General features: G+C 63.6%; 12 protein-coding genes. 9 read left to right on the top strand and 3 right to left on the bottom strand.

Features of this window, described 5'->3' with window-relative positions; all coding sequences use genetic code 11:
* Positions 1 to 125 precede the first annotated feature (125 nt).
* Complete coding sequence (locus tag QRN59_RS01630; protein ID WP_284980798.1) at positions 126 to 1,355, bottom strand: glycosyltransferase; 1,230 nt, start codon at positions 1,353 to 1,355, stop codon at positions 126 to 128.
* 159 nt (positions 1,356 to 1,514) lie between these two features.
* Here QRN59_RS01630 and glmM point away from each other — a divergent pair, with 159 nt between their 5' ends.
* Positions 1,515 to 2,879: a phosphoglucosamine mutase gene (gene glmM / locus QRN59_RS01625; RefSeq protein WP_284980797.1), complete on the top strand. Its 1,365-nt coding sequence runs from the start codon at positions 1,515 to 1,517 to the stop codon at positions 2,877 to 2,879.
* Between the two features lie 110 nt (positions 2,880 to 2,989).
* Here the strand turns inward: glmM and QRN59_RS24610 are convergent, their stop codons facing one another.
* A complete protein-coding gene (locus tag QRN59_RS24610) occupies positions 2,990 to 3,490 on the bottom strand; it encodes a M15 family metallopeptidase (protein WP_502871009.1) in 501 nt (166 codons plus the stop codon).
* Between the two features lie 55 nt (positions 3,491 to 3,545).
* Here QRN59_RS24610 and QRN59_RS24605 point away from each other — a divergent pair, with 55 nt between their 5' ends.
* Entirely contained in the window at positions 3,546 to 3,845 is a 300-nt protein-coding gene (locus tag QRN59_RS24605) for a hypothetical protein (RefSeq protein ID WP_502871008.1), read from the top strand.
* A gap of 10 nt (positions 3,846 to 3,855) precedes the next feature.
* Here QRN59_RS24605 and coaA read toward each other — a convergent pair whose 3' ends face one another.
* Complete coding sequence (gene coaA / locus QRN59_RS01615) at positions 3,856 to 4,866, bottom strand: type I pantothenate kinase (RefSeq protein WP_284980795.1); 1,011 nt, start codon at positions 4,864 to 4,866, stop codon at positions 3,856 to 3,858.
* Between the two features lie 134 nt (positions 4,867 to 5,000).
* On the opposite strand from coaA, the gene glmS reads away from it, so the two are divergent.
* The 7 genes from glmS (at position 5,001) to mgrA (ending at position 16,502) form a co-directional block, all read left to right on the top strand.
* Positions 5,001 to 6,893: a glutamine--fructose-6-phosphate transaminase (isomerizing) gene (gene glmS / locus QRN59_RS01610; protein ID WP_284980794.1), complete on the top strand. Its 1,893-nt coding sequence runs from the start codon at positions 5,001 to 5,003 to the stop codon at positions 6,891 to 6,893.
* 4 nt (positions 6,894 to 6,897) lie between these two features.
* The gene (locus tag QRN59_RS01605; protein WP_234749116.1) at positions 6,898 to 7,245 is read left to right on the top strand and encodes a holo-ACP synthase; all 348 of its coding nucleotides are present in this window, start codon (positions 6,898 to 6,900) and stop codon (positions 7,243 to 7,245) included.
* Between the two features lie 14 nt (positions 7,246 to 7,259).
* Positions 7,260 to 8,804 (top strand): NAD(P)H-hydrate epimerase, encoded by a 1,545-nt coding sequence (locus QRN59_RS01600; protein WP_284980793.1) that lies wholly within the window; start codon positions 7,260 to 7,262, stop codon positions 8,802 to 8,804.
* A gap of 74 nt (positions 8,805 to 8,878) precedes the next feature.
* The gene (gene glgX / locus QRN59_RS01595) at positions 8,879 to 11,239 is read left to right on the top strand and encodes a glycogen debranching protein GlgX (protein ID WP_284980792.1); all 2,361 of its coding nucleotides are present in this window, start codon (positions 8,879 to 8,881) and stop codon (positions 11,237 to 11,239) included.
* Complete coding sequence (gene treY, locus QRN59_RS01590; RefSeq protein ID WP_284980791.1) at positions 11,236 to 13,554, top strand: malto-oligosyltrehalose synthase; 2,319 nt, start codon at positions 11,236 to 11,238, stop codon at positions 13,552 to 13,554. Before glgX ends, treY begins: the two co-directional genes overlap by 4 nt.
* A 58-nt stretch (positions 13,555 to 13,612) precedes the next feature.
* On the top strand, positions 13,613 to 15,370 hold the full coding sequence (gene treZ, locus QRN59_RS01585; RefSeq protein ID WP_284980790.1) for a malto-oligosyltrehalose trehalohydrolase: 1,758 nt from the start codon (positions 13,613 to 13,615) through the stop codon (positions 15,368 to 15,370).
* Between the two features lie 94 nt (positions 15,371 to 15,464).
* Positions 15,465 to 16,502 (top strand): L-glyceraldehyde 3-phosphate reductase, encoded by a 1,038-nt coding sequence (gene mgrA, locus QRN59_RS01580; protein WP_284980789.1) that lies wholly within the window; start codon positions 15,465 to 15,467, stop codon positions 16,500 to 16,502.
* Positions 16,503 to 16,582 lie beyond the last annotated feature (80 nt).

Genomic DNA, 16,582 nt, shown 5'->3' with positions numbered 1-16,582 from the left:
TAGAGCCGGCCGCTGCCAGGCCGGACTCAGGGGATTCCCACGAAACCACTTCCGAATGACCTGGGAACGGCCTCCGATGACGGCGCCCGGGGCTGCTTGTCCGGGAAGTCGGCTGGTTTTGTTGCTCACATTGCCAGCTGCTTGATGGTGGCCACGCCGCGGCGTTCCTCCGTCCGCCGTACCCGGAAGACCCAGATACGGAGCAAGACGAAGCGCACCAGAGTGGCGAAGATGTTTGCGCAGGTCAGGACAAACAGCTCAGTACTGGGCGATGCGTCCGGGTGAATGGCATGTAGCAGTAGAAGGGAGGAAGAAGTGATGCCCCAGGCGACCAAGAAAACCACAAGGCCTTGAAACTGTTGTGTGAACTGCCGCTCGGGGCCATGGATCCTGAAGGTGAAGCGACGGTTGGCAGCCGTGTTCGCGATGGCCGTGATTAATAAGGCCAGGAAGTTTCCCTGCTGTGGCCCAAACGGGCCCTGGAATAGCAGATACAGCAAAGCAAAAGCGAGAGTGGAGAACGCGCCGACGATTCCAAAACGTATCACTTGGCCGAAGAAACTCGGACGCGTTGGCGCGGCGATAGGTCCTCGCCCCAGCTCCGCGTATATCGCCTGCAAAGGGATATTTCCCTTCATCATCGAACCGGCGACGCGTACGAGGCCCCTGATATCGTCGACGGCCGTTTGGCGGATATCCACCCTGCTGTCTGGATCGTCAATCCAGTCGACTGGAATCTCGTGGATTCGAAGCCCTGCCCGCTCCGCCAAGATCAACAGCTCGGTGTCGAAGAACCAGCAGTTGTCCTCCACATAAGGAAGCAGCCGATGAGCGACTTCCGCCCTGACAGCCTTAAAACCGCACTGCGCATCGGAAAACTGTACCTGCATGGTCCGTTTAAGAATAAGGTTGTAGCTCCGGGAGATGAATTCCCGTTTCGGACCCCTGACTACCCTGGAGGTGCGGCCAAGCCGGGTGCCGATGCTGACGTCCGAGTGTCCGGAAAGCAGGGGGGCGATGAGCGGCGGCAAAGCCGCCAAATCGGTCGAGAGGTCTACGTCTACATATGCCAGAACTTTGGCTTCTGACGATGTCCAGGCGTCGCGGAGCGCGAACCCTCGCCCTTTAGTCTCGAGGCGCCGATAGCTGACATTTGGAACCTCGTCAGCGAGCTTTCGCGAAATGGCGCCGGTCGCGTCCGTGCTCGCGTTGTCGGCAATCGTGATTTTCCAGCTATACAACAATTCCCGAGAAAGGTAGTCGGCAAGCCGGTAAATGCTTCTTTCGAGTATGGCGGACTCGTTGAAAACGGGGACGATTATTTCGAGCGCCAAGCCCCCAGAGCTAGGTGTCATGCGGTAATCGTAGATACTTGTTAAGGGCCATTACTAGAGTGGAGCGGAAAACGCAAGTCAAGTAGTTCCACTCTTGCGGTCGCGCGGCTGAAGGGGTATGTGCAGGCCCTGCGGCACCCTTTCCTCCACCCCTACCCCCGTCGTCTAGACTGGGACGCGATGGCTAGATTATTTGGAACAGATGGCGTGCGTGGTCTCGCCAATGGATTGCTCACCGCGGAGCTCGCTCTTCAGTTGGCCCAAGCAGCTGCGGTGGTCCTTGGCCACGAACGTGCAGCCGACGGAAAGCGGCCCCGCGCCGTGGTCGCCCGGGATCCCCGCGCCAGCGGCGAGTTTATCGCTGCGGCGGTGGAAGCCGGACTTTCCAGCTCCGGCATCGACGTGTACGACGCCGGTGTCCTGCCGACGCCCGCAGCGGCCTATCTCATAGCCGACCTCGATGCCGATTTCGGCGTCATGATCTCCGCCTCGCACAACCCTGCACCGGACAACGGCATCAAGTTTTTTGCCCGCGGCGGCCAGAAGCTCCCGGACGAGGTTGAGGACGCAATCGAGGCCCAACTCGGCAAGGAACCTTCACGCCCTGTGGCCGGCGACGTCGGCCGCATCCAGCGCTTCTCGGACGCCGAGGATCGCTACATCGTCCACCTGCTCGGCACTCTGCCCCACCGACTCGAAGGTCTCAAGGTTGTGCTGGACTGCGCCCACGGTGCGGCCAGTGGCTGTTCCCCCCAGGTCTTCGCCAGCGCCGGCGCCGAAGTTGTGGTGATTGGTGCGGAACCCGACGGTCTGAACATCAACGACGGCGTCGGTTCCACCCACCTTGGCCAGCTCAAGGAAGCTGTCGTCAAGCACGGTGCGGACTTCGGCATAGCGCACGACGGCGACGCCGACCGCTGCCTGGCCGTGGACCACGAAGGCAACGAAGTTGACGGTGACCAGATCATGGCGATTCTGGCCCTCGCGCTGAAGAAGTCCGGAAAACTGAAGGACGACGTCCTGGTAGCCACCGTGATGAGCAACCTCGGACTCAAGATCGCATTGCGTGAAGCGGGAATCACCCTCCGTGAGACCGCGGTGGGGGACCGGTACGTCCTGGAGGCAATGCGCGAAGGCGGCTTCAGTCTTGGGGGAGAGCAGTCGGGCCACGTGATCTTCTCCGATTACGCCACTACTGGCGACGGCGTCCTGACCGGTCTGCAGATTGCCGCCCAGGTGGCCGGAACCGGTCGAACCCTCCAAGACCTTGCCCGCGCCATGACCAAGCTGCCGCAGCTCATGATCAACGTGAAGGGCGTGGACAAATCGCGCGCCGCCACGGATGAAGGCGTCGCCGCTGCGGTGGCTGCCGCCGAACTCGAACTGGGTGACACCGGCCGGGTGCTTCTGCGGCCATCGGGCACCGAAGCGCTGGTGCGCGTGATGGTGGAGGCCGCGGACATGGAAACCGCCACCCGCATATGCACTGAACTGGCCGGCGTCGTCGAAGACCGCCTCGCTATTCCACGCGAACTGGCGCTCTAGGCCAGAACACAGCCAAAAAGACAAAACAATTGTGGCCCGTCTCCGTGAGGAGGCGGGCCACAGTTATTTCGAATGCTTACCGATGGACCCTGTTGATGGTTAATCAACCGCTAGGGGTAGCCCGGCGCCGCTTCGAGCCCAAAGTACTCCTCGAGGGTGCCGATGCCCCGGTTGGCCATATCCGTTGCAGCCTCAACCCCGATAAACCGCAAATGCCACGGCTCGTAGTAATAGCCGGTGATTTCATTGAGCATCCACGGGTACCTGACAACAAATCCGTACTTGTACGCGTTCGCCTTGGCCCAAACGGCGGCCGGCTGATCAGCGAAGCAGGGCTCGAAGCTGCACGCCCCGCCGCCGTCGCCGATATCGAATGCCCATCCAGTCTGGTGCTCCGAGAAGCCGGGACGGGCGGATGCCGTGTCCGCCGAGGCTTGGCCGCGGGTACTCACGTAGCCGTTGTACGTGGCGGTTTGGGTCTGAAAGGAACGGTATCCGGAGGCCAAGGTCATGGTCGCGCCGGCCGAGGCGGCTGCCGCAAAGAGCTTTTCTGCTGCTCCGGCGGTGGTGCTGTTGAGCAGGGACGCCTCTCCGCTGACTGCGAGTTGCACGCGGGGTTGTGCCAAGTCGGCAGGGACAAACTGCAAGGGAGTCAGGGGCCGGTGCTTGTTGACGATGACCCACTGGCTCGCGGGATCGCTCAGGGAAAACTGTTGGGACAGCACCCCTGAGGGCGGAGCCTTCGACGGCGGTGCGCCCGACGGCGGCTCGCTCGCCGCTCCGGAGGGAACCGCCGTCGTGGTCGCTGCTGTCGGCGTCGGCGTTGCGGCTTGGGGACCTGAAGGGGACGGTGCGGACGTGGGCGGGGCGACCCGGGTATCGGGGCTGCAGGACGCCAAGGCAGCCATTCCCGCACCTGCGGCAAGTAGCGTCGTGAAGGACCTTCGGCTGGGGCCGCAGTTGTAGCACATCCGTGCTAGACCTTTCGGAGCAGCATGCGGCGGATGGAATGGTCCGCATCCTTGGTGAGGACAAGTTGCGCCCGGCCGCGGGTAGGGAGCACGTTCTCCTCAAGGTTGGGCTCGTTGATGCGCTTCCAAATGCCGCGTGCGGTGGCTTCCGCCTCGGCGTCGGAGAGCGTCGCGTAACGGTGGAAGTAGGATTCGGGCTGGGCGAACGCCGTGGTTCGAAGCTTGCGGAAACGGTCCACGTACCAGTCTTCGATGTACGACGTCTTGGCGTCAACGTAAATGGAGAAATCAAAGAAGTCGCTCAGGGCCAAGCCTTGCCGGCCGTCCTGGCGCGGACGGGCGGGTGCCAACACGTTGAGGCCCTCGACGATGAGGACGTCAGGCCGTCGGACCACCACTTCCTTGTCCGGGACGATGTCGTAGGTGACGTGCGAATACCAAGGAGCGCGGACCTCTTCGGCGCCTCCCTTGATCGCACTCACGAAACGAAGCAAGGCCCGGCGGTCGTAGGACTCCGGAAAGCCCTTGCGTTCAAGCAAATGCCGGCGTTTCAACTCAGCGAGAGGGTACAAGAACCCGTCCGTGGTGATGAGTTCTACGTTTGGAGTGCCAGGCCAACGGCGGAGCATCTCGCGCAGCACGCGGGCAATAGTGGACTTGCCGACCGCCACCGAACCTGCGACGCCGATCACGAAGGGCGTGCGCTGGGTCTGCTCGCCAAGGAAGGTGGTTGTGGCTGCATGAAGCTGCTGTGATGCCTGGACATAGAGGTGCAACAAGCGGGAGAGCGGAAGGTAGACCTCTCGGATTTCCTTCATGTCCAGGGGATCACCGAGGCCGCGAAGCCGGATGATGTCCTCTTCGTTAAGCGGCTGCTCCATCTGTGCCGCCAGCCGGGACCACGTCTGCCTGTCCAGCTCCACGAACGGAGAGGAGCTGTCGCCGTTCGCTTCATTGCGTTGCAAAGTCACTATAGAGATTCTGCCCCTCTGTTGGCTGATCCGGAAATACAGCATGAACGGCGGGCAGATTTTGTGTGAGCATGCTCGCCCGGAAAAGGTACGCGATCCGGCATATTCCGCGGCCTGGACTGTCTTTGGGCCCGGATATCCTACGTCCATTTCGCGGGGCAGCCGCTAGTCTTGTAGGCATGTGTGGAATCGTAGGTTACGTTGGCAATTCATCCCGCCGGGCAGAAGCCGGGCACTCGGCCCTCGACGTCGTGCTTGAAGGACTCCGGAGGCTTGAATACCGGGGCTATGATTCAGCCGGAGTTGCAGTGGTGGCTAATGGAACCATCACAGCCCGGAAGAAGTCCGGAAAACTGAGCAATCTACTGAACGAGCTCGAGAGCAATCCGCTCCCGGACTCGCTGACCGGCATCGGCCACACCCGTTGGGCCACCCACGGCGGACCCACCGACCAGAACGCTCATCCGCATCTGGCCGATGGCGGACGCTTGGCCATGATCCACAACGGAATCATCGAAAACTTCGCCGAGCTCAAGCAGGAGCTCGTCGCCAAGGGTGTCACTTTCGAGTCGGAGACGGACACCGAGGTAGCGGCAGCACTTCTGGGCGATATTTTCCGTAACCAGCTCAACGGTGACTCGTCCAACGGCAAGCTCACCAAAGCGATGCAGCTCGCCTGCCAGCGGCTCGAAGGCGCGTTCACGCTCCTCGCCGTGCACGCCGAGCGGCCGGACGTCGTCGTCGCCGCCCGTCGCAACTCCCCACTTGTCGTAGGACTGGGGGAAGGCGAGAACTTCCTTGGCTCCGACGTCTCCGGTTTCATCGATCACACGCGCCGCGCCGTCGAGCTTGGCCAGGACCAGGTCGTCACCATCACCGCCGACACCGTGGAGATCACAGACTTCTTCGGGGCCCCCGCCGAGGGCAAGGAATACCACGTTGACTGGGACCCGGCTTCTGCGGAAAAGGGCGGCTTCAGCTCTTTCATGGAGAAGGAAATCCACGACCAGCCCGACGCAGTCACCCAGACCCTCCTCGGCCGCTCGGACATTAACGGCCAGCTGACCTTGAGCGAGCTTCGGATCGACCCCGAGCTGCTGAAGCAGGTCAACAAGATCATCGTCCTGGCTTGTGGCACGGCCGCATACGCCGGGATGGTCGCTAAGTACGCCATCGAGAACTGGTGCCGCATCCCCACCGAGGTGGAGCTCGCGCATGAATTCCGCTACCGCGACCCGATCGTTGACGCGAACACGCTGGTGGTGTCCATCAGCCAGTCCGGCGAGACCATGGACACGCTGATGGCCGTCCGTTACGCCCGCGAGCAGGGCGCCAAGACGATCTCCATCTGCAACACCAACGGATCCACCATCCCGCGCGAATCCGATGCCGTTCTCTACACCCACGCCGGTCCGGAGATCGCCGTCGCCTCCACCAAGGCGTTCCTGGCCCAGATCACCGCCGCTTATCTCCTTGGTCTCTACCTCGCCCAGCTGCGCGGGAACATTTTCTCCGGCCAGATCAAGGACGTCTTGGCGGACCTTGGCAAAATACCCGCCCACATCCAGAAGATCCTCGACAACGCGGGTCCCCTCCGCGAGCTCGCCCGCAGCATGAAGGACGAGAAGTCGGTGCTGTTCCTGGGCCGCCATGTGGGCTTCCCTGTGGCGCTCGAGGGCGCGTTGAAGCTCAAGGAAATCGCCTACATCCACGCTGAGGGATTCGCTGCCGGCGAGCTCAAGCACGGTCCGATTGCGCTGATCGATGAAGGCCAGCCGGTCTTTGTGGTGGTCCCGTCGCCGCGGGGCCGCGATTCCCTCCACGCCAAGGTTGTCAGCAATATCCAGGAAATCCGCGCCCGCGGTGCGCGAACCCTGGTGATCGCCGAGGAAGGTGACGAAACCGTGCGGGCCTACGCCGAGCACGTTTTCTACGTCCCGCAGACGCCACCTCTCCTGATGCCGCTTCTCACCACTGTCCCGCTGCAGATTTTTGCCGCAGAGCTGGCCAAGGCCAAGGGGTACGACGTGGACCAGCCGCGTAACCTCGCCAAGAGCGTGACCGTAGAATAGCCGCATGATTGTTGGCATAGGCGTAGACGTCGTAGACATAGAGCGCTTCGGGCGCCAACTTGAGCGGACCCCGGGCCTCCGTGACCGTTTGTTCGTTCCCGCGGAGCGCGAACTCAACACGCGGTCCCTGGCAGCGCGTTTCGCGGCCAAGGAAGCAGTGGCCAAGGTCCTGGGAGCCCCAGCGGGCATGAACTGGCAGGACTGCTGGATCGGCTTGGACCAGAACGGCCCCACCATCAAGGTGAAGGGCACCGTACTGGCAGTTGCCGAGTCCATAGGCGTGAAGCGCTGGCACGTGTCCATGAGTCACGATGGCGGAATCGCCACTGCCATGGTCATCGCCGAAGCCTAGCAGCGCAAGCAACCATGATCAGCGCCTTCACCGGAACACAGATCAGGGCAGCGGAACAACCGCTCCTTGATACCGGCGAAGGCGCTGTTCTCATGCAGCGCGCAGCACACGGACTCGCAAACGCGGTCGTGCGTGAACTCCGCTCGGCAGGCCGCAGCCTTTACGGCTCGAGGGTTACGGTGCTGGCGGGCAAAGGCAACAACGGTGGGGACGGCCTCTACGCGGCGGCAACGCTCGCGAGGCGTGGCATGCGCACGACGGCGGTACTCACCGCCGGTTCCGCCCATCCTGACGCCCTCGCGGCTTTCGGGGCTGCCGGCGGACGCGTCCATGTTTTGGACGAGGACAACGCCGAAGAACTAGCCGTGCTGACTGCCGGCGACGACGTGGTCATTGACGCCATCTTGGGCACCGGTGCCCGGGGCGGCCTTGGCGGTTCGGCCGCGGAATTGATTGCTGCCTTGGAGGAGCTAAGGCCCGATTTGGTTGTGGCCTGCGATACTCCCAGCGGAGTGGACGCCGACACAGGCGAGGTCCACTGGCCCGTATTGACGGCGCGGCTGACCGTGGCATTCGGGGGAATCAAAGCTGGACTGATGGCCGATCCGGGTGAGGGCTGTGCCGGCCGCGTGATGCTCGTACCTATCGGCATCGAGAAGTATCTTCCGGCACCTGCGCTACGCCGCTTCTCCACCCTTGACCTGGCCGCCGTCCTGCCCGACCCGGGGCGTCGGGCCCAAAAGTACACCAGGGGAGTCCTGGGCGTCGTGGCAGGTTCCGAGCGCTACACCGGGGCCGCGGCGCTCTGTGTCGAGGCCGCCTCCGCAGCCGGTGCGGGAATGGTGCGGTACCTCGGCCCGGAAGTCGTGGCGCGGCAGGTCCTGGCACGAACCCCCGAAGCCATCTGGGAGCCGGCCGAGCCCGGCCGGGTCCAGGCGTGGTTGCTCGGTCCTGGCCTGGACGGAGCCGAGCAACTCGACCGTGCCCGTGACGTATTGGCCGCGGCGGCCGGCGCCAGCCAGCCTGCCGTCGTCGATGCCGGAGCCCTGGAGCTCCTGCCGGAACGCTGCCCGCCGAACTGGATTCTCACCCCGCACGCCGGGGAGCTCGCGGCCCTCCTTGGCCGAGGCGAAGTGCGCGTCACGCGTGAGGACGTGGAATCGCGGACCGTGCACTTTGCCCGGCTTGCGGCAGAGCACACCGGTGCGGTCGTCCTGCTCAAAGGTGCCACAACGGTGGTTGCTTCGCCCTCCGGGGCGGTCTTCAGCCAGTCGGACGGATGCCCGTGGATGTCAACGGCAGGGAGCGGGGACGTCCTTGGCGGGATAGTCGGCGCGCTGGCTGCAGCGTACGCGGAATCCGGGCTGGACGACGACGGACCGTTCGCCGCGCTGGGGATCGCCCCTGATGAGCGCTGGGCTGCGGTAGCCGCCGTCGGCGCAAGCGTCCACGGAATGGCGGGCAGCGCAGCCTCGGCGGGTGGGCCATTGACCGCTTCCGATATCGCACGGGCGGTCCCGGACGTCTTCCGATTTCTCGGTGAACATCGCGCCGGATGATCCAGGATGTTCCTTGAAAGTCACATAGTCTCGCTAGGCTTGCAGAAAGTTATCCGGCAAGTGAAGGAGAACACATGGACGTTTGGCCAGGAACCGCATACCCGTTGGGGGCCACTTTCGATGGCACGGGAACCAACTTCGCGCTGTTCAGCGAGAAGGCGGAAAAGGTGGAATTGTGTCTCTTTGACGACGACGGGGACGAAATTTCCTACACCGTCAACGAGGTGGACGGTTATGTATGGCATTGCTACCTGCCGCACGTCCAGCCGGGCCAGAAGTACGGCTACCGCGTGCACGGTCCGTATGACCCTGCCGCCGGGCAGCGCTTCAATCCGAACAAGCTCCTCCTGGACCCGTACGCCAAGGCCGTCCACCGGCAGATCGACTGGGACCCGGCGCTCTTCTCTTACAACATGGGGGATCCGGACTCCCGCAACGACAAGGACTCCGCGGCCCACATGATGATGGGCGTGGTCATCAACCCGTTCTTCGACTGGGCCGGTGACCAGCAGCTGCGCATCCCCTACCACCGTTCCGTGATCTACGAGGCGCACGTGAAGGGCCTGACCCAGCTCCACCCCGAGGTTCCGGAGGAGCAGCGCGGCACGTACGCCGGTGTGGCCCACCCGGCCGTGATTTCCCATCTGCAGAAGCTCGGGGTGACAGCGATCGAGCTCATGCCCGTGCACCAGTTCACGAACGACGGCATCTTGCAGGACAGGGGGCTGAACAACTACTGGGGCTATAACACGATCGGGTTCTTTGCCCCGCACAACAGCTACAGCTCCAAGGGGGATACCGGCCAGCAGGTCCAGGACTTCAAGGCCATGGTCAGGGCGTTGCACACGGCAGGCATCGAGGTCATTCTCGACGTCGTGTACAACCACACGGCCGAAGGCAACCACCTCGGCCCGACGCTGTCCTTCAAGGGCATCGACAACTCCGCCTATTACCGTCTGATGGAGGGCGATCTCAAGCACTACATGGACTACACGGGTACCGGGAACTCGCTGAACGTGCGCAGCCCGCATTCGTTGCAGCTGCTGATGGATTCCCTGCGCTACTGGGTCACCGAAATGCATGTGGACGGCTTCCGGTTCGATCTGGCGTCCACCCTGGCCCGTGAGTTCTATGACGTGGACAAGCTGTCGACCTTCTTCGAACTTATCCAGCAGGATCCGGTGGTCTCGCAGGTCAAGCTGATCGCCGAGCCGTGGGACGTCGGCCCGGGCGGCTACCAGGTGGGCAATTTCCCGCCGCAGTGGACGGAATGGAACGGCCAGTACCGGGACACGGTCCGCGATTTCTGGCGCGGCGAGCCGTCCACCCTGGGCGAGTTCGCCTCCCGGTTGACCGGATCGGCGGACCTTTACGAGCACTCCGGCCGCCGCCCGGTGGCCTCCATCAACTTCGTCACCGCCCACGACGGCTTCACACTGTCCGATCTGGTGTCCTACAACGAGAAGCACAACGAGGCGAACGGCGAGGGCAACAACGACGGCGAATCCCACAACCGTTCCTGGAACTGCGGCGTCGAGGGGCCCACGGAGGATCCGAAGGTCCTGGGCCTTCGTGCCCGCCAGCAGCGGAACTTCATCGCCTCCATGCTCCTGTCCCAGGGTGTCCCGATGCTGCTGCACGGTGACGAGCTCGGGCGCACGCAGCGGGGGAACAACAACGGCTACTGCCAGGACTCCGAGCTGACGTGGATCAACTGGGACAGCGTGGACCAGCCCCTCGTGGAGTTCACGGCCGCGGTCAGTGCCCTGCGGGCCAAGCATCCCACCTTCCGACGCAGCCGCTTCTTCGACGGCCGCCCGGTGCTGCGAGGCGAAGGCGAGCGGCTTCCGGACATCGTCTGGCTGGACCTCGATGGAAGCACCATGACGCCGTCGGACTGGGACAGCGGCTTCGGCCGCTCCGTGGGCGTGTTCCTCAACGGCGACGGCATCCGCGGCCGGGACAACCAGGGACGGCGCATCACGGACGTCAATTTCCTGCTCTACTTCAACGCCCACGACGAAGAAGTCGGTTTCAAGGTGCCCTCGGACGAATACGCGCCGGCCTGGGACATCATCATCGACACCGCAGGCGGCGGTGCCAACACCGAACTCGTGCCGGCGGAGGCAGTCCTCGGTGTTGAGGCCAAGTCGCTCGTCGTGTTGCGGGCACACAGCCTCCCGGACACGGAACCGGATCACTCGGTGGCCGCCTCCCTTGCCGCGTTGTCGCAGACAACCACCACCGAAACGGCTTCCCTGACTGCACCAGCCACACCGGCACCCTCCACCCGGAAGCTCCACGTTGTGCCGGAACCCGCGCCTGAACCGAAAAAGCACCATTCCCCGGAGACGAAGGCTGCCCCCGAAACCAAACCTGCCGCTGCGCCGAAGAAGCCCAGAAAGCCGCGCGCCCACAAGAACGGAGGATCATGAGGACGCCCGTCTCCACATACAGGCTCCAGATCAGGCCTTCGTTCACGCTCCAGGACGCGGCTTCCCTCACGGGTTATCTGCGCGAGCTCGGGGTGGATTGGGTGTACCTGTCGCCCATCCTGACGGCGGAGGAGGGCTCGGACCACGGTTACGACGTCACCGACCCCTCCACCGTCGATGCTTCGCGCGGCGGCGCCGAAGGGCTCGCCGCGCTCTCCAAGGCAGCACGGGAGGCCGGCCTCGGGGTCCTGGTCGATATCGTCCCGAATCACATGGGCGTTGCGTCGCCCCCGCAAAATGCCTGGTGGTGGTCCCTCCTCAAAGAGGGCAAGGCCTCCCGTTATGCGGAAGCGTTCGACGTCGACTGGGACTTCGGCGGCGGAAAGCTCCGGCTCCCGGTCCTCGGCAGTGACGCGGACGTCGACAAACTGGAAGTGGCCGACGGCGAATTGCGCTACTTCGAACACCGCTTCCCGCTGGCCGAAGGCAGCTACACCACGGGTGACAACGCCAGGGACGTCCATGCGCGCCAGCACTACGAGCTAGTTGGCTGGCGCAGGGCTGACGACGAGCTGAATTACCGCCGGTTCTTCGCGGTCAGCACGCTGGCCGGGATCCGAGTCGAAATCCCGTGGGTCTTCCAGGAAGCCCACGCGGAGATCGCCGGATGGTTCCGTGACGGACTTGTGGACGGACTGAGGATCGATCACCCGGACGGGCTCGCGGACCCCGCCGGGTACCTGGAACGCCTGAAGGAAACCACGTGTGGCTCCTATCTGCTTGTCGAGAAGATCCTGGAGCCGGGGGAGGAGCTTCCGGAGAACTTCGATTGTGAGGGGACCACAGGCTACGACGCCCTCGCCGATGTCGACCGCCTTTTCGTGGATCCCGACGCCGAGGTGCCGCTCGACGCTTTGGATGCCAGGCTCCGGGGCACCGGCCTAACCGCCGATTACCAAGCGATGATCCACGGCACCAAGCGGCGCATCACGGACGGCATCCTGCATTCGGAAGTCCTGCGGCTCGCGCGGCTCGTCCCGGAGTCTCCGGAGCTGCCCAATCCAGAGGTGGCCGACGCCCTCGCTGAAATCATCGCTTCGTTTCACGTCTACCGGAGCTATCTCCCCTATGGCGAAGACACCTTGGCAGATGCCGTTGAACGGGCGGCCCGGACCCGGCCGGAGCTGGCACAGGTCCTCAAGGCGCTGCTTCCGCTGTTGCTCGACGCGGGCAGTGAACTGGGGTGCCGCTTCCAGCAGACCTCCGGCATGGTCATGGCCAAGGGCGTGGAAGACACCGCGTTCTTCCGCTACACGCGCCTTGGCACGCTGACTGAAGTGGGAGCAGATCCCACCGAATTCTCCTTGTCCACGGCTGGATTCCACGAGCGCATGGCACGTCGCCAGGCACTGCTGCCGCTGTCCATGACCACCCTCACCACGCACGACACCAAGCGCAGCGAAGACACCAGGGCCAGGATCTCCGTTATCTCCGAGGCGGTGCCCGAATGGGAAGCGTTCGTAGACCGCATGCAGGACCTGGCGCCGATTCCCGACGGGCCACTCGCTGTCCTCGTATGGCAAGCCATCGCGGGTGCCTGGCCGGCCAGCCGTGAACGCCTCCATGGCTACGTCGTCAAAGCGGCACGAGAAGCCGGCAACTCCACCAACTGGACCGAGCCGAACGAAGCCTTCGAAGCGAAGCTCGCCTCCGCCGTCGACGCCGTCTTCGACGTGCCGGAGGTGACGTCTGCCCTGGAGGAGTTCGTTGCCCTTGTAGACCCTTATGGGACGTCCAACTCACTGTCGGCAAAGATTGTCCAGCTGACCATGCCGGGCGTACCGGACGTCTACCAGGGCACCGAGTTTTGGGACCGTTCACTCACTGATCCCGACAACCGGCGCGCCGTCGACTTCGAACGGCGCAGGGCCGCTCTCGCAGCCCTCGACGCCGGTTTCCAGACTGAGGCGCGGGACGAATTGGCCAAGCTGCTGCTGACTTCCCGTGCATTGCGCCTGCGCCGGGACCGGCCGGAGCTTTTCGGTGGCTACGGTCCGATCGATGCCCAGGGTCCCGCGGCCGAACATCTGATCGCCTTCGACCGTGGCGCCCTTGCCGCCGGTGGCGGTGCCATCACTTTGGCCACCAGGCTCCCGCGGAAGCTTGAGCGAAACGGCGGGTGGCAGGACACCTTCATTCGTCTTGGGAGCGCGGTCCAGGATGAGCTCACAGGCAACAGCTATCCTCCTGGCGTGGTTGAGGTCGCAAGGCTTCTGCAGAGATACCCGGTGGCCTTGCTCGTACCCATTAGTTAGCCAGAGCACCAACAACGGCGGGCAAACGAAGCCCGGACGAGACGATTGAGGGGGAGCGATGGCTGAGAAGACCAGCGTGGGGAAACGGTTCGACGTGTGGGCCCCGTTTGCAGAGTCTGTGACCCTGCTTGCGGAGGGTCAGCAGTACGAAATGCGGGCGCACGACGACGGCGCGGCGGGCTGGTGGACGGCGGACGTACCTCGGCGGGCCGGGACTGATTACGGCTATCTGGTGAACGGGGAGGGTCCCTTCCCGGATCCGAGGTCGCAGCGGCAGCCGGGCGGGGTCCATGCTCTTTCCCGCACCTTCGACGCCTCGTCCTATGCGTGGAACGACTCGGATTGGGCGGGGCGCGGGCTCGGCGGCGCCGTCATCTATGAGCTTCACCTTGGTACCTTCACTCCGGAAGGCACACTGGACGCGGCCGTGGAGAAACTGGACTACCTTGTTGAACTGGGAATCGACTTCGTCGAGCTTCTGCCGGTCAATGCCTTCAACGGTCCCCACAACTGGGGGTACGACGGCGTGCTGTGGTTCGCCGTTCACGAGGCCTACGGGGGACCGGAGGCCTATCAGCGATTTGTGGACGCCGCGCATGCTGCCGGACTAGGTGTGATCCAGGATGTGGTCTACAACCATCTGGGGCCGAGCGGGAACTACCTGCCGAAATTCGGCCCTTACCTGAAGTCCGGCGAAGGCAACACCTGGGGCGACTCGGTGAATCTGGACGGCCCCGGCTCCGACGACGTCCGTCAGTACATCCTGGACAACGCCGCTATGTGGTTGAGTGACTTCCACGTGGACGGGCTGCGCCTCGACGCCGTGCACGCCCTCCGCGATGAGCGGGCCGTCCACATTCTGGAAGACCTGGCCAGCCTCGCGGATGGCATCGAAGCCGAAACAGGCGTCCCCAAGACCTTGATTGCGGAATCGGACCTGAATAATCCGCGCCTCATCTACCGCCGGGACACCAATGGCTACGGTCTGGAAGGGCAGTGGAGCGACGACTTCCACCACGCCGTGCACGTGAACCTCACCGGGGAGACCGCCGGCTACTATGCGGATTTCGATTCCTTGGGCGCACTGGCAAAGGTCCTTGAACACGGTTTCTTCCACGACGGGAGCTACTCAAGCTTCCGCGGCAGGCATCATGGCCGCCCCATTCGACCAGGGCTGGTCCATCCTGCCGCTTTGGTGGTCTGCAACCAAAACCACGATCAAATCGGCAACCGCGCCGCAGGCGACCGCCTGAGTGCGAACCTGTCTTACGGAAGACTGGCGCTTGCCGCCGTACTGACCATGACGTCGCCGTTCACCCCGATGCTCTTCATGGGCGAAGAATTCGGGGCGTCCACGCCGTGGCAGTTTTTCACATCGCATCCCGAGGAATGGCTCGCTGAGGCCACAGCGGAGGGCCGGCTCAAGGAATTCGAACGGATGGGCTGGGACCCCGCATTGGTGCCCAACCCCCAAGACCCGGAGACGTTTGAACGCTCCAAGCTCAAGTGGGAGGAGGCGCACGACGGCGATCACGCCCGATTGCTGGACCTTTACCGGGCGCTGGCGAACCTCAGGCGCTCGACGCCGGAGCTTGCGGGCGGCGGATTCACTGACACCCACGTCGACTTCAGCGAAGAGGACAAATGGCTGGTTCTCGGCAGGGGCGCCGTGAGGGTTGCCTGCAACTTCGGGGACCGGACCCTGACGAAGGCCATGGATGGCGAAGTCTTGCTCGGCACGGACTCCGCAGCCGCCGTCGGGAACGGAAAGCTGACACTCCCGGGGGAGAGCGCCGCCGTCGTGCGCCTTAAGTGATCGTGCGCCTTAAATGATCGCGCGCCTGAAGTGACCGCGCCCACATGACGGACATCGGCCTTCGAGGCTCGAAGGCGGTGGCAGGATGGTAGGTATGACTTATTCGGCTGCGGAAAACCGCTATGAAACCATGCCCTACCGCCGCGTCGGACGCAGCGGCCTCAAACTTCCCGCGATCTCGTTGGGACTATGGCACAACTTCGGCGACGACAAGCGTTTCGAAGAGCAGCGCGCCATCCTGCGGCGGGCCTTTGACCTGGGAGTCAACCACTTCGACCTTGCCAACAACTATGGCCCGCCGGACGGATCGGCCGAGACGAACTTCGGGCGCCACCTGAAGGATGACTTCAAGCCGTACCGCGACGAGCTCGTCATTTCGACCAAGGCCGGTTACTACATGTGGCCCGGCCCCTATGGAGAATGGGGCTCCCGCAAGTACCTGCTCTCCAGCCTGGACCAGTCGCTTCAGCGCATGGGACTGGACTACGTGGACATCTTCTACAGTCACCGTCCGGATCCCGAAACCCCGCTGGAAGAGACCATGGGCGCCCTGGACCACGCAGTCCGTTCCGGCAAGGCTCTCTATGCAGGAATCTCTTCCTACACTCCGGAGCAGACCCTCGAGGCCGCCCGGATTCTCAAGGAGATGGGCACGCCGCTACTCATCCACCAGCCCAGCTATTCCATGCTCAACCGCTGGACCGAGAACGGTTCGCCCAACCTCTACGAAACGCTTGACATGGTTGGCGCAGGATCCATCGCCTTCTCCCCGCTGGCGCAAGGGATGCTCACCAACCGGTACCTGAACGGCATCCCCGCGGACTCGCGCGCCGCCAAGGAACGGTTCTTGTCCGAATCAGCGCTGACCGAGGAAAAGCTGGGCCGGGTGCGTGGTTTGAACGCCATTGCCGAAGGACGCGGCCAGACCCTCGCCCAGATGGCTATCGCCTGGATCCTTCGCGAGCAGCCCAAGGGTTCGCCTGTGACCTCGGCCTTGGTGGGCGCGTCGAGCGTCACGCAGCTGGAGGACACCGTGTCCGCGATCAACAATCTCGACTTCACGTCAGAGGAACTGACTGCGATCGACGAGTTTGCCGTCGAATCCGACATCAATCTGTGGGCGCAGAAGTAGATTCGGAAACTTAATACACTTGTAGGGCCGGCTGGGAACAAAGCCGGCCCCGTTCGGGTTGGCTACAATGCAAGGAGCGC

The organism is Arthrobacter sp. efr-133-TYG-118 (genome assembly GCF_030209755.1).
Classification (GTDB): Bacteria; Actinomycetota; Actinomycetes; order Actinomycetales; family Micrococcaceae; genus Arthrobacter.
This window is presented reverse-complemented; position numbering and strand designations above follow the sequence as displayed.

Bases quoted from the DNA above. Each gene is read 5' to 3' on its own strand.
- QRN59_RS01630 (WP_284980798.1), bottom strand. From the start codon at position 1,355: ATGACACCTAGCTCTGGGGGCTTGGCGCTCGAAATAATCGTCCCCGTT.
- glgX (WP_284980792.1), top strand. From the start codon at position 8,879: ATGGACGTTTGGCCAGGAACCGCATACCCGTTGGGGGCCACTTTCGAT.
- mgrA (WP_284980789.1), top strand. From the start codon at position 15,465: ATGACTTATTCGGCTGCGGAAAACCGCTATGAAACCATGCCCTACCGC.
- glmS (WP_284980794.1), top strand. From the start codon at position 5,001: ATGTGTGGAATCGTAGGTTACGTTGGCAATTCATCCCGCCGGGCAGAA.
- QRN59_RS01600 (WP_284980793.1), top strand. From the start codon at position 7,260: ATGATCAGCGCCTTCACCGGAACACAGATCAGGGCAGCGGAACAACCG.
- QRN59_RS01605 (WP_234749116.1), top strand. From the start codon at position 6,898: ATGATTGTTGGCATAGGCGTAGACGTCGTAGACATAGAGCGCTTCGGG.
- glmM (WP_284980797.1), top strand. From the start codon at position 1,515: ATGGCTAGATTATTTGGAACAGATGGCGTGCGTGGTCTCGCCAATGGA.
- treZ (WP_284980790.1), top strand. From the start codon at position 13,613: ATGGCTGAGAAGACCAGCGTGGGGAAACGGTTCGACGTGTGGGCCCCG.
- treY (WP_284980791.1), top strand. From the start codon at position 11,236: ATGAGGACGCCCGTCTCCACATACAGGCTCCAGATCAGGCCTTCGTTC.
- coaA (WP_284980795.1), bottom strand. From the start codon at position 4,866: ATGCTGTATTTCCGGATCAGCCAACAGAGGGGCAGAATCTCTATAGTG.